The organism is Rhodoferax sp. PAMC 29310, assembly GCF_017948265.1.
Taxonomy (GTDB): Bacteria; Pseudomonadota; Gammaproteobacteria; order Burkholderiales; family Burkholderiaceae_C; genus Rhodoferax.
In genome coordinates this window covers 2,260,132-2,273,804 of the sequence record NZ_CP072852.1, presented here as the reverse complement: position 1 = coordinate 2,273,804, position 13,673 = coordinate 2,260,132, and the positions used below count along the sequence as shown (strand labels likewise).

The window sequence follows — 13,673 nt, the reverse complement described above, 5'->3', positions numbered from 1 at the left end:
GTCAGTATCCTCTTTTTGAGAATTGCTTGTAAACGTAGGTGCAACGGATGCCCCGCCAGGCCTGTCATGCCGGGTAAACAAAAAGCCCCAAGCAATTGACTTGCCTGGGGCTGCTGTTTGGCGGAAGCGGTGACCGCAGAAAGTGCAGTCGCAGAATCTCGCAATTGCTCTCAGTTCATAGCAAGTGCTTATCGGCATTGGAGAAAATGCCCTCCACTCACTCCAAGTTTGCTTCATCTCATCTAGCCTGCTACAGTTCTATTTCAATTTTGAATGTGGATTGAAATGTTGATAGAACTGAGAGCCTTTGATGGACGATGCAGCCAAAAACAATAAATCAAAAACCCAAAAAAGCCGCGCCCGTAATAGGTTTACGGCGGTCGCAGTGCGCAATCTCAACGAGGTTGGTTATCATCATGATGGCGGAGGACTCTATTTGCAGGTTAGCCCCACCAAAACAAAATCTTGGGTGCTTCGGTACACATTGAATAAGTCTGTCCGATACATGGGCTTGGGCTCTGCTGCTGACTGGACTTTGGCCGAGGCCCGAGAACGTGCCCACAAGTACCGTCAATTGCTAACCGATGGAATAGACCCTCAGACCTTCCGCGAACAAGAACGCTTGCATAGGACTGCCCAAGAAACAGAAGCATCGCGACTGCGGCGCACGTTTGCCGAATGTGCAAAGGAGTACCACGATGCCAATGCAGACGATTGGAAAAACACCAAGCACAAAGACCAGTGGATTAACACCCTGACCACCTACGCTTTTCCAGTCTTTGGAAAAGTCCCCATGAGCCAATTGACCCGTGACCAGATTCGCCAAGCCCTGCTGCCTATTTGGAAATCCAAAGCGGAAACTGCTTCACGTGTGTTGCAGCGTATCCGCACCACCATTAACTACGGTGCAGCAATGGGGTATTGCAATGGTCTTGATAGTGAACAGTGGGTTCAGTTGAAAGAAACCCTACCCAACAATAGCAAGCAGTTGGCAGGGGAGAATCATCCATCTTGTCCGGATGGTCAAGTCGGAGCAGTGCTCCACGCAGTCATGCGCGGTACATCGTCTGATGCCGTGAAGTTGGCTTTTGCCTTCATTGTCCTAACCGCTGCTCGCTCAGGCGAAGTTCGTTTCGCCATGTGGGAGGAGATTGATCTTGAGACTCGCATGTGGACGATTCCCAAAGAGCGAATGAAGTCAGAGCGCAAGCACACGGTTCCATTGTCAAAAGCTGCCCTGTCGATTCTCACCCGCGCAAAAGAGTTGCGCCCTGAACTGTTCACCGAAAAAACCAAGCCGACTGGTCTGATTTTCACTAACTTGAATGGCGGCGCTCTTAGCGACATGACATTCACGCAGGTACTACGCCGTATGAAGGTCGATCACACCATGCATGGCTTTAGAGCCAGTTTTCGCACATGGGGGGCATCGACTACCAACTACGAGCATGAAATGTTGGAGTTTGCACTGGCGCACGTTGTTGGCGACAAAACGGTGCGGGCCTACCTTCGATCAGATATGGTTGAGAAGCGCCATCACTTGATGCAGGACTGGGCCGACTACATCAAGTCAAAGGAGGGTGCAACGCTGGTGCTAAGGCCCGAATGATTATTTCGACTGACAATTACAAGCGGCAATAAATTGCTTCCACAGACTAGACTCGAACCCCAAAAGGCTTGCGATACGTTAAGCATTGACCAACGGGGTGACGCCAGGCTGCGTGGCTTCCAGCTACCAAAAATTATCTTGGCCATCCTCATCGCCGTTGGGGACATTGAGTATTGGAACTTGTGGGAATGAAGAGCTGCGGCGTGAGCATTTTTGAAGTTTTCGATGGTATCGTCATGCGAAATAAACGTTCACTTCGGACGGGGGAAGTAAGGCAAATAAGAAAATGCAGAAGATACTTGAGAGCAGGATAAAAGCGGCCGAGCAACTAAAAGATGCAACGCATGTACGTGTAGCGGTCCTTAGTTTGTTCAGAATTGGACTCCAACATGCTTGTGTTTCTCTTGGCGAGTGGATCGCGGCTGCGCTACACGATGATCCGAGCAAGCTTGCTTCATACACAGCGATAGACCTTAAAGAGTTCAGCACTCCATCAGATGGTGGACTTGTGGCTTTGCTGTCACAACTGCTAGTTTCGGCAGAGAACATCGGATGGCGTCATGTTGGCAAGGTGTATTGGGAACAATTCGAGTACCGAAGCGAACTGAAGCAGCTAACTGGAATTTCTAAGGGGAACATTGAAACGGTACTTGCGTCTTTCGTGCGCATGCGAAATGACAGCGGTGAGGGCCACGGAATATCTGGCGCCTACAGCCCAGAAACAGATGTTGCGGTTTTACGTGCTTTGATCGAGAGAACATCTGGGTTCTTGCCTACGGCCGGAAAGGATGGTCAAACGTTGCTTCTACCGGCGTTGGGAGATTCGCCTGCCACTGCGGTTACCACTCTGAAGCTTTTTGACGGTGACCCTATTTGCTACAGGCGTTTACGACGAACATCTGCTGGGCGTTTGCAAGTCGATGCACAGGTACAGCGGACACTGCTTAGTCGCGTCGATGTGAGCTACGAAATCAACAACGTCTTAATGGAATTGCCCAGACCGGCGACACCTGAGTACCGCATCGCTGAACCAGTTTGGACTGACCATTGGAGACCTTTTGTTTTTGTTCCGGATCGTCTTGCCTCAGAAGACGTTTTCACGGGACGCGTGGGAGAAATGAGTGCTCTTGCCGAATGGGTCGATGACCCTGATTCTAGGAAGTGCATGGTTCACGGTGATGGCGGTGTTGGAAAGACGACTCTTGTAGTTGAATTTCTTCATCGCTTTTTGGAGGGGAGAACGGGTGTTGCATGGCGTCCTGAGTTAATCACCTTCTACACCACTAAGAAAACTCGTTGGGGATTGAATGGGCTCGAACATATTTCAGCACAAGATATTGGTGTGGCAGATGTAGCCTTAGACATTGCCAGAATGCTGACTACACCGAACCTTGATAGAAGCTGGTTCGACAAAAGTCCTAAGGATGTAATCCAGAAGCTTGGATCACTTCTTGCCGAGATGAAGATTAGCCGGGACGCGCATCTGATAGTTTTGGATAACACTGAGACCATGGCGCGCAGTGACGCCGACGTACAGTCATTGGCACAGCAAATTAATGAATTGTCACGCCGAGTAGGGCGAGTAATCCTAACTTCCCGACGAAGAGAGCAAATCGAAGCACTACCGATACAGACAGAAAATTGGACCGAAGAGGAGGGAGCCGAATTCCTAAAAAAGCGTGGGCACGCACTTAACTGTACTTCTATAGCTCAAGCTGGAGTTTCAACCCTCAAGCGGTATTCGCGTACGTTAGTGAATAAACCAATTGCTCTGGAAGTCTTTGTGCAGGCAGCGTCTGCGCCAGGCATTGGACTAGACAATGCTCTCCAACGCGTTCAGCGTATGCAGCGCCAAGACTTGGGTCAATTTTTGTACGACGACGCGTGGGCCCGACTTTCTCCGGGTCTACGTCGACTGCTGCTACTAATGAGTAGGGTTGGTGACGCACACGATCAGTATTTGCTTCAGCTTTGTTGCCAACGGGCTGACGTGACGGTTGCTGCTGCAAGTGATGCGATCGAGGAGAGTCGAGGGATCGCTACGATAAACCGCTTTGAGGGAGTGCTTCAGATTACCTTTAATCCGGAGTTTTTTCAATACTGCGCCGAGCGGACAGAACTGGTAGAGGGGAAGCGTACACCGACGGATGAAGATGTACTTTGGGTTCGACGGCGCTATGCAGAATTTGTCGCAAGTGCAAGTTCTCAAGTTTACGATCGAAACATCAGGGCCTTTCGTGTGCTTTCGGCGCGAGCAGCATGGAATGCATTTACTGAAGAGCGTGCAGAGGTGCTAGATTATTACGAGATCGCTGCCATGGAAGATCCCGACAATGGGTGGTTCTTTGAGCGATATGCGCATACGTTGATGAAGTTGAGGAAATTTGATCTTGCGCTTGAAAAAGCCAAAAAGGCAGAACTGCTGCGTCCAGAGGACCAAGAAGTTCAGTTCACCAAGGGCATGATCGAAGCCCGGAGTGGTCTGGTCGGCGATAGCCTCGCGAGTCTGGCGAACGCTGAGAGGCTCGGCAAACCAAAACATCTGTGTGACTTGCAAAGAGCTTATGCATACGTACATGCATCGCCAAAACAATCTCGCGAGGCAGAGACATGCCTCAGCCATGCCCTCCGCAATGCGCCGAAAGACAAGTTTCTTAGTCGTTTTGTTTCTGAGGCTACCGCTCTTCAGCGGCGTCATTTTCCTAATTCCGGTCAATTTTGATTGGGTTTACACGAAACATCACACGCTGCGCCAGCGGTCACGATCGGTTGGAATGAGCGATCACAATCTCCGGACTACGCACTTACCAGCAGCAGGGATCAAGCCGGTGGCGAATTCGCACGCATAAGCTTGAAACCCACAAGTGCGTTTGAGATGTACCGTCAGTTTTTATTCATTGGGAGAGCGGTTCGGATTTCTTCAAGTACACATAGACGCTGGCCCGAGAGATTCCAAGCGTTTCTGCAATCTCAACTTTTGACAATCCTTCTGCCTCCATCTTTTTCAACCTTGCGATTTCGGCTTTATCCAGTACTTTCTTTCTACCTTTGTAAACATTCTTGGCCTTGGCGATGGCGATGCCCTCGCGTTGGCGTTCTTTAATCAGTGCTCGCTCAAACTGTCCCACAGCGCCAAGCAATTGCAGCATCAGTGTTGAATACGCCGTCTGGTGTGCATCGGTGCCAGTTGCTGGAGGATCAAACCTCAAGTTTTCCTTCACAAACGTCACGCTGATGCCCTTAGCAGTCAGCCGCTCAACCACGTCTTGCAAATCCCTTAAGCTGCGAGACAGTCGGTCCATGCTATGGACATAGATTTGGTCTCCTTCGCGCACAAATTCGAGCATGGCTTGCAATTGTGGACGGTCTGTATTTTTGCCGCTGGCCTTGTCGGTGAAAGTCTTGTCTAGCGCCACGCCGTCAAGTTGACGAGCATCGTTCTGATCTGCACTGCTGACGCGAACGTAGCCGATGTGCTTGCCGTCGCCGCTATTTGTCTTCTTGGCAATCATTCCGTACTCCAATCAAATTGTGGTTCTAATGTGTCTATTTGAGATTTTAGAGTCTTTCTGGAATGTGTCAATTAAATCAAATATATATCCTAAATAGACACATTTTCAACCGGTCAAAAATGTCTATTTGGCGTGTACTTCAAATAGACGATTGGAATTTCAATTGCTGACTCGCATAATTTGGACGGCCACAAAAGACTGAGTGCCACCCTACTCAAATGAGACACAGCCGCTGGGCTATAGCGATGATTTCGTATTACTGCTTAAATAATCGGCGTAGACGCGAACAGCATTAATTAGGCTCAAATAGGCATAGGGCATTGTGGGTGTTGCCCCCAGTTTTTTTTGCCGAATTTCATCGCAAATCATTTCAGTTCCTTCGCTGCAGCCAACGTTCAGCTGAGATAATTCAATTGATAGGAGGACCTCAACGGTCCGACATCGCCTGAGGAGATCGGTGACGACTTTTGGAGAGTATGGCTTGAGTGTCTTGCTGCTCTTGCGGACGTTGGTAAGGTATGCCCGAAACTCGGAGGCGTTCTGCATGGTGTCAGTTTGCGATGTGCGGCCTATTGACTCGCTGGTTTTGGTAATCTTTGAACAAGCTGGTTGATGGCGTCCATTTTTTTGCAAATCCATCGGCCTTTTCCAGCCATTTCGCGATCCGGTCAACAGGTGGGACGGACTCGCCCCAGTATTCAATAAACAGGGCATCTTCCAATTCATTGGCGGCGATGAGCATTTCTGATTCGATCAGCTTCAGCGCCCGCTCTGTGTAAATGCCTCCATTGTCGTCATTGGTGGGGTTGGAAACGCTACCTGCGGTGAACATGTCTCGTGTATTGTGGCTAAGGACGCCCCTGTAAGTTAGTAGATATAACGGCACGTCGTCATATTTGTCGATGGCGCTTCCCACGATTTGGGGACAGAGAAGAGCTGCCTCCGCGCGGAGTCGCGTTTTTCTGTCCTTGGTCAAACGAGTGTAGAGACTTGCTTGCAAAGGCAGCGTATGGGTTGGCACCTCGGAATCTTCGAGCCACCAAAGCCGTTCACCCTTTTTCAAGCGCCCGCGTGCGTATTCGCGGATGTGAGGCATCTTCTGATCCATAGGGAGTCGCCGGAAGTCGTCATACGCGATGTTCATTTGTTGAAATAGTGGCAAAGTCCCGCCGGTAGGCGGCAGCTCAACTTCAAATCTTGGGACATGTGATGTGCGGACATGCACTATGCAATCCTCGTAGCGGCTCCATCTAACCTCTAGCGTGCCGCCCATCTTGCCGAAAATCACATATACCTGGTCGACACTCGGGATTCGGTTTGACTCCAGCACACTATTGGCGATGCTCAGCCATGTGTCATTTGTTGTAAATTTGACCTCAATGCCAAATTTTCCGACCGCTATATCGGGGAATGCCTGTGCAGGTGGATTTGGATCGATTTGAATTGCTGGGTCTGTGACGACCTCTGAAGTCAGAGACCGTACTCGTCGCTCAAAGTCCTTAGGGGTAAGAAAACCAGAGCGCTGTGCCTCAGCCGATAAGCGTAAGCAAACAACATCAAGAATCGCCTCAAATTCATTATCCGTCATACCAATTCTCAGGCCAAAGTGAAATAGCCTGAAAGGTTAGCATGCGCAGCAGTTAAGAGGGGGGAACAGTACGCCAAGCCGGGGGCGTAATCGACCTTTATTTGATAAAACAGCGCTCGACGGCTTTGGCAATATGCCAAGCTAAAACTGGAGGGACTGCGTTGCCGACTTGCCGTTCCGTTTCGCGTAGCTTTGCATCAAAGATGTAACTGTCAGGGAACGATTGAAAGCGAGCAGCCTCCCTCATTGATATGCGTCGGGGAAGATCGTAATGGAATTGAATGTTGCCGTGGCATTCTGAGCGGATCGTATAGCCCGGACGGTCGGCAATCATGCGGCGGCTACCCTGTTCAGCACTCTTTTTCGCGCGACTCCAAACGTGGTTGAACGTTTCACTTTCTGGCATCTCTGCTAGGTCGCCAATGGCGATTTGGGCCGTAATATGAGTGTTTTTGTCGTGGGTGGCCTTTGGCGGTTGAAATTGTGGAATGGTAGGCAGTGTTCCTACAATTATCACTCGCTCGCGCGACTGAGGGACACCATAGTCAGCCGCGTTGTACAGTTGAAATGTTACGTTGTAACCAAGCGCCCTAAAGTCTGTAAGCACTCGTTCCAGCGAGCTGGCATTGTGCTTCATCAACAGCCCCTTTACGTTTTCTGCAACGAACACTTTGGGCTTGGTTCTAGACACGACCTCAACCATCGCTCGATAGAGCCCGCTTCTCTTGCCGTCCACCCCAGCGCCTTTGCCGTTAATTGAAATGTCTTGGCAGGGAAAGCCCCCAATAACAAGATCGGCCGCCTTCGGAACCGCATTCATGAGTTCCCAGATATCCCCATGATGGATATGTTTGCCGATATTGTTTGCGTATGAGCGGCAGGCCGCAGCGTTAAAGTCATTGGCCCAAACGATCTCGAAAGGGTTCTGTGCGTAGCGTTTTCCGAGAAGATCAAATCCACCCACAAAGCCTAAATCCATTCCCCCACACCCGGAAAACAATGAAACCACCTTGATTTTTTTGTTGGCCTTGGCCCTTGTCGAAGAGCGCTTCATTGAAGATGAATCGTTGGACATGGTTTGGTCGGTGATATCAAGCATATTGTGGGGTTCTCAAGGAGTGAATCAGCTAGCAACGCACAACGATTCAGTGTCGCGCACAATGGGTCAATACTGTGAATGAAACCAGTATTTTAGTCTTCCTTCAGCGCTAGTGATCAATTCGGTGAGGCGTGCCTTTCCTCATCACCATCGTCTGATGCGCGGGTAAGCAAGTCATTTCGCGATGCGTTTCCTGCCCATTTTGGAGAAGTTCCGATGGTAGTCATCCTTTTACAAATATTCGCGTCATCTGGCGAGTACTTGGGTTTGGCCAACAAATTGCCCATGCAGCAGCTCTTTGATCGATCAATTGATCGATCAAAGAGCCATCAATGCAGAGAGTGTCATCAAGATGACTTTTGTTAAATATTGATTAACTTTCGTTAAAAAAACTTATATTATTGTAATAATCATCTAAATATCGGTAATATGATGCTATCGTTCTGTCCATGGCCGATGGTTGGTTGACTCAACCATACAAGCTGCTAAACCGAGCCCGAGGCTTTTTCGTTTTCTGGGGCGCCGTCCGGTGTTTCTGGGTAAAAAAGCAGCCTCACCCTAATTGACCTGTTGACCTGCCTGACCGCGCAGGCGGCTGGTGGTCTGGAAAGACTACATGAGCCCAACCCCACCCGGCAGCGTCGATCTCGACGGCAGCTTCAATGCGAGTCAGTCAGTTGCGCCCTATGGCGTCCCGTCCCAACCGGCCAACCAAGCGTTCGCCAACGGTATGGAAGCGGTCTTGATGAAGACGCTAGGGATGAATCTGAGCAGCATCACGACCAGTGACAACTTCCCCTGGCCTGCCATCCAGATCAGGGACTACTTTGCGGATCATTTTGGCGAGCAAGCTGAACAGCCTGTCACACCGAACGTGCCTGCGTTCCTGTTGCTGCCTGAGCAAAGAGTGTCACCACAGCTCATTCCTGCCGCCTTCCTCTACCGACTGAGTTCATTGGAGCTGTTGGCCCATGATCAAGCGTGTACGGTAGTGCGCAATCTGGATTGGCTCACCTCGTCCTTTCACCTCAGTCGTGCTGAGCGCAAAGCGTTGCTGTGGACCTACGTGGTGAATGGCCAGAAGCCATCCGTTGTTGAGGGCGTGCTGTCCGAGATTCAGTTTGCCAACGCAGAGCAAGCCTATGCGGCGCTATCGCTGCTGCTGGATGAACCGGAGTCAGACGTAGCGAGCTGCTTTGGCCCACCCTGCCGCCTTCGTGGACTGCGGCTCATTGAGTCGCACCCGTGGCGGTATCCGCTGACTCTGGACAGCTTCTTTCAAAGCACTGTCAACCTGAGTGCCTGCCTGCCGATCAGCTTGAGTCGTTGGCAAGACATCTGGATTCCGTGACGGTCATCAAGCCGTCCAAGCCCGCTGCGCGATAGACCTTAAACGCGAATCGCTGGCACCGCCGACTCACGGCGACGTGCCCCCCTGAATTTTTAACCGCGTGTTTTGGTATCCGACCACTGTTTTTCGGAGATCGACTCACGCCCCTACGTTTCACAAAAGGAGAAGACCATGAGCAATGAAACCACCACCAATGCCGACGACTCGCGTTCACAAACGCCAGTCACCATCATCACCAACTCGGCAAAGTTCTCTCTAGGCCAAGTCGTTGCCACACCAGGCGCACTGGCTCTGCTTCAGACGACTGGACGCAGTGCAGCCTGTCTGCTGGCCCGACATCTGCATGGAGATTGGGGCGACATCTGCCGGGATGACGCTGCCATGAACGAACAAGCCATCACTGACGGATCACGAATCATGAGCGTCTACAGACTGGTGGACGTTGAAAGACACAAGGCCACGCCAAAACAACGACGCTCCGATCTGCCAACAGTCTGGATCATCACTGACGGAACCAATGGCGCTGGCCAGCGCGAAGCAACGACTTTCCTCTTGCCCGAGGACTATTGAATGGCCGCGTCGAAATCAAAAGCTGAAACGGTGACGTACCGGTGGCAGAGATACCACGCATCGCTTCGGACCGGGCGCTACTTGACTGTGCAATCCAAGCGGAAAGAGCTGGTCCCGGCGTTCTACGGCCAAATGGGTTTTTTTGACCATGCCTGCGGCTTGTGTCTCTTTTCAGCGGTGCTGGTCATGTTCGATTTGGCCAAAGCCAGCGCTCTACAGGACATGCCACGGCGCAAGTACGGTGTAGCCGCTGAAGTCTGGGCCGCTTTTCAGCACACGTACTTCAGCGGCGTTCATGCCAATGAGTTTGTGGAGCTGGTGGAGTCATTGAACTTACCGCTGAGCCTGACCCTACGGCAAGACAATGACGGTGGACTGGATAAGTGGACCATTGACAACTTGCTACGCGGCGAGCTGGTGGCCGTGACATTCGCCAGCGTCAAGAACAGGCTCACCAAGCACTGGGCGCTTTGTGTCGGCTGTGAAGGCATGACCATTGGTCGTGAATCGCAGACTGACACGATTCTGCTGCTGGACCCCAGCGCATCGGAGCCGAGCTTTCAAGCTGCCAATGCTCGACTCTGTGTGCCACAGACCGGACCATACAGTCGCAGTGGAAAGACCGTGGACGCACTCTGCCAGTCGAAGGACTCGAAGCCAATTGATTGGCTGTATGAGAGTCCGGACTGGGATTCAGAGCCAATGCGACTGACAGCGGCTGTGAGATTTCGATTGGTGGATTGACGGCTAGGCGTCGTCAATACTCTGATCAAAGACTCCTCAATTTGAACAATTACCCAGATGCAACCTTCACCCTTGGTGTACGTGCTCAACTGGGTGAGTCCAACCTCGAAAAGAAGATCTAAATACAAAAAATTTAAGACCCATTAACCCGGCAAGTTTTTGGCACAAGAAGAGTATCTGGTCGGATGTATATAAGCAAAATATTATATTAATATTATTGCAGATTAAATGGCGCTAATTAATTATCGCCTTTAAAACATGAAACTCAGCCAGCTCCTTTAAGGTAAAAGAACCATTGCCTTTAAGTGTGGTTTCTAGGTGGGAATTTTTATCAAACCAACTATCGCCAAGAGGATAAAAAGTCTTAATGTAATCAGTGCCAGTCTCGATCACAACCTTTGCTCTTCGATTTCTGAAATCCGACAGCATTACTTCATATATATCAGAACTTAATTTTGAAATTTTTTGTACGCGGATGGTCTTGCGAGGCTCGTAATAGAATATATCCCGTTCTGCGTTCCTCGTCTTTCCGCCGCCGGGGGCATTATACCAATACTCTTTAGTTGTTTTCTCCTCATTTGCTATTCCATAGCGTATCGCCAGTGCCTCATTTGCATGCTTTCCGATTTCATATGTATATGGGCTATCTTGACGGTCAGAATCCCTATGCGCCATATTTAATTCTCGACGGACAGTTTCCCGCTTAAATTCGTCAAATTCTGCAGCGCGAACTTTTGCTTGCTCTTCAGCTTTCTCGCTTTGGAGTCGTGTCTCCTCTGCTGACTTTTTTGCCAAGTATTTTTCTTTTGCAGCAGGATTGACCGCGTGATAGAGCCATCGAGCGATGAGAAATGTGAGCCCTAATGCGATGAGCACTGCCGCGACGATGAAAACCAACTTAATAGCCACGACTAGTGCTGTGGCAACTAGAAGGAATGGAGCCAATTTAATTAAATTCCACACGGAATTTCACCTCTTTTAAATTTATATTTCGTAGAGGCCCGAATGGTACCTTTGTCCAATAGATTCGCATGTTGACATACCGTTGGCGGTGCACGCACGACATCAGCCTTAATCCGTTGAAGTTACCATACTAGGGAGCAAATTGGATCGAATTGGATCGAATTGGTTACTCCACTTGGACGGAAAACAGCGTCTGCCCAATCGACTCAACAAAACAGTCAGCTGTCTGAAGTAGTGTTCAGTGGCTTGTAACAGCAGTCACTGGAAGCCGTTGGAATTATTGTGTTAGTGGTTGCTAACATGCTGATTTGATTGACTGTGGAATACAGTCAAGCAAATCAGCGTTTCCGCTCCATCCAAAAGCAGTTCAAAACGGCCGGATTCGGTGTTTTTGTGGCTTTTGGCGGTCGCGGTAATACTGGTGTGGCTTCGATGCGTAAAAACGCAGCAAATCGCCGACTAAACGGTTGCGGTTTTAATTTCAAGTACCGACAGAAAGAGCCACGCCGGCGACTGCCGTAAGACATCAAGCAAGCTGGCATTGAAATCTTCTGGCCGCCACCAATCGGCGACCATGCGGCGCAGGGTCTTTTCATGGCTTTCGATTAACGCTTTAGTTGCCTGCCTGTCGGCGGCATTGGCAAGCGACCAGCTTCGGGCACCGTTGAACCCACGCAGGCGCACACAATCAATGTAGTGGATGAACTCGGGTGACATTCGGATGCCAGAACGCCGTTTGACTTCCCATACTTTATAGCCGCCGAAAATATCGGTCTGCTTGCTCAACTCGGAAAGGCCAACAGGCCGTTTGAACAGGCGGCGGCTTTCAATGCGAAGACCCTTTGCGGTGGCATCAAGTGCGATCTCTGCATCCTCACGCAACGACCGCCGGCGGCTAGTTACTTCACCCACATTGGCCTTGTAGTTGTCGCTTGCGACTTGATCGTAGGCCACGCCGTGGTGCTGGGACTCGACGCCGCCCATGTAGATGGACTTGATGGTGCCGCCGTTCGCGGTCGTCAAGCCAAACCGGGTTCCGACCTTTACCCCATCCAAATCAATGATTAGGTCGTCAATGCGTTGTTCAAAGTCGGCGCAGATATCAACACGGTGGAACAACATAGTGCGGGCAATAGCCGTCGCGTTCAGGCCAAGCAGTTCTTTCCAGACCCGTCGCATTAACCGGGCGTCGATCACGCTCATATGACTGGGGTTGGGGTTGAACACCAACTTCAGTTGAGCTTTGATGTTTGCCTGGGTCGGGGTCATCTGTAGCATTGCATAGGCCCCGCTTTCAAAAGGCAGTTTGAACACGTTTTGGTAGTGCCTTTGTTTACTGGTGCTTTTGACCAGAGTCTTATCCCGTACCATTTCCAAGGCCCGCTCTACCGCCGCGCCAAGTTCTTGAGAACTCATGTAGGCGTTTAGTTCGACCTTGTCGCAGTTCATCTGATACGGCTTGGTTGTGCCCATGATCTGTTGTGCAGGCATGACACGCTGCTTAACCTTGATGGTCGATGGCTTGCCTGCTTTCGCTTCAGTAAGGCGTGCAGCCTTGTCGGCGCACAGTCCATCATGGTTCAGCTTGTGACGCGACTGGCCTGCGTTGCGGACTGGAGTGACCTTGATGCTCTTGCCTTTGATGGTGCCATCGTGCTTTGAGCTACTGGTCTTGCCTGCTGCTTCATCAGCCTCATTCTGGTCATCAAGGTAATCATCAATATCAAAGTTGTTACTGGTAAGAGTCTTACCACTACGTGTAGTGTTCTTATTGGTGTGTTTTGCCGAGGGCTTCTTCATCATAATTTCCATTGAATAGGGCCGTTGATGCGCTGTATAGCGGTATGGATGGCATTAGCGGCCGGGGTTTTATGTCGGGTGTTTTTGCGCAACCGTGGTTGGCGCTTTGGTGCTGCCAACGATCATTTACAGCATGACGTTCGTGAAAATGGCTTAGACGTAATGTCAGCGGTACTGTTTTGACGTAGCTCGGGACGGCCACCAAACCGTCGTTGGCGCTTTCCGGAAAAGTGATGCCGCCAAGGCCAAAGCCACGGGGTAGGGCCAAAATTAACTGCGCCCAAATTTGGAGCATCTGCCTTCGTATCGCAGTCACCTCGTTTCGTCTTCATCTGGAAAGCCATTCAGTAATTCCTCGGTTGAGTGCGAGAGCGGCTGTTCAAAGTGGACGGCCTCGCTCTTGCGTGATTCATTTACAGCAGGCAAAATATCTAAAT

At 50.5% G+C, this 13,673-nt stretch carries 11 protein-coding genes; 5 read left to right on the top strand and 6 right to left on the bottom strand.

Annotated features, from left to right (window positions below; translation table 11 throughout):
• The first annotated feature begins 310 nt into the window (after nt 1-310).
• The gene (locus tag J8G15_RS10345; protein ID WP_240538520.1) at nt 311-1,609 is read left to right on the top strand and encodes an integrase arm-type DNA-binding domain-containing protein; all 1,299 of its coding nucleotides are present in this window, start codon (nt 311-313) and stop codon (nt 1,607-1,609) included.
• A 286-nt stretch (nt 1,610-1,895) separates the two neighbouring features.
• Nucleotides 1,896-4,331 (top strand): tetratricopeptide repeat protein, encoded by a 2,436-nt coding sequence (locus J8G15_RS10340; RefSeq protein ID WP_210547380.1) that lies wholly within the window; start codon nt 1,896-1,898, stop codon nt 4,329-4,331.
• A gap of 172 nt (nt 4,332-4,503) precedes the next feature.
• On the opposite strand, the gene J8G15_RS10335 is transcribed toward J8G15_RS10340, so the two are convergent.
• The 3 genes from J8G15_RS10335 to J8G15_RS10325 form a co-directional block, all read right to left on the bottom strand.
• Nucleotides 4,504-5,121: a recombinase family protein gene (locus J8G15_RS10335; protein ID WP_210547379.1), complete on the bottom strand. Its 618-nt coding sequence runs from the start codon at nt 5,119-5,121 to the stop codon at nt 4,504-4,506.
• Between the two features lie 550 nt (nt 5,122-5,671).
• The gene (locus J8G15_RS10330; RefSeq protein ID WP_210547378.1) at nt 5,672-6,709 is read right to left on the bottom strand and encodes a hypothetical protein; all 1,038 of its coding nucleotides are present in this window, start codon (nt 6,707-6,709) and stop codon (nt 5,672-5,674) included.
• Nucleotides 6,710-6,806: 97 nt separating this feature from the next.
• Nucleotides 6,807-7,808, bottom strand: coding sequence for a DNA cytosine methyltransferase (locus J8G15_RS10325; RefSeq protein WP_210547377.1), 1,002 nt, complete (start codon nt 7,806-7,808; stop codon nt 6,807-6,809).
• A 616-nt stretch (nt 7,809-8,424) separates the two neighbouring features.
• Here J8G15_RS10325 and J8G15_RS10320 point away from each other — a divergent pair.
• The 3 genes from J8G15_RS10320 to J8G15_RS10310 all read left to right on the top strand — a co-directional run bounded on the left by J8G15_RS10320 (nt 8,425) and on the right by J8G15_RS10310 (nt 10,473).
• Nucleotides 8,425-9,159 carry a hypothetical protein gene (locus tag J8G15_RS10320; protein ID WP_210547376.1) on the top strand — a complete coding sequence of 245 codons (735 nt, stop codon included), beginning with the start codon at nt 8,425-8,427 and terminating at the stop codon, nt 9,157-9,159.
• A gap of 171 nt (nt 9,160-9,330) precedes the next feature.
• The gene (locus tag J8G15_RS10315) at nt 9,331-9,729 is read left to right on the top strand and encodes a type I restriction endonuclease subunit M (protein WP_210547375.1); all 399 of its coding nucleotides are present in this window, start codon (nt 9,331-9,333) and stop codon (nt 9,727-9,729) included.
• Nucleotides 9,730-10,473: a hypothetical protein gene (locus J8G15_RS10310; RefSeq protein ID WP_240538519.1), complete on the top strand. Its 744-nt coding sequence runs from the start codon at nt 9,730-9,732 to the stop codon at nt 10,471-10,473. It begins immediately after the preceding gene.
• Between the two features lie 234 nt (nt 10,474-10,707).
• Here J8G15_RS10310 and J8G15_RS10305 read toward each other — a convergent pair whose 3' ends face one another.
• The 3 genes from J8G15_RS10305 to J8G15_RS10295 form a co-directional block, all read right to left on the bottom strand.
• Nucleotides 10,708-11,436, bottom strand: a complete 729-nt coding sequence (locus tag J8G15_RS10305) for a hypothetical protein (RefSeq protein ID WP_210547374.1) — start codon at nt 11,434-11,436, stop codon at nt 10,708-10,710.
• A 459-nt stretch (nt 11,437-11,895) separates the two neighbouring features.
• Nucleotides 11,896-13,248 carry a hypothetical protein gene (locus J8G15_RS10300; RefSeq protein ID WP_210547373.1) on the bottom strand — a complete coding sequence of 451 codons (1,353 nt, stop codon included), beginning with the start codon at nt 13,246-13,248 and terminating at the stop codon, nt 11,896-11,898.
• A complete protein-coding gene (locus J8G15_RS10295) occupies nt 13,205-13,531 on the bottom strand; it encodes a hypothetical protein (protein ID WP_210547372.1) in 327 nt (108 codons plus the stop codon). Before J8G15_RS10295 ends, J8G15_RS10300 begins: the two co-directional genes overlap by 44 nt.
• Nucleotides 13,532-13,673 lie beyond the last annotated feature (142 nt).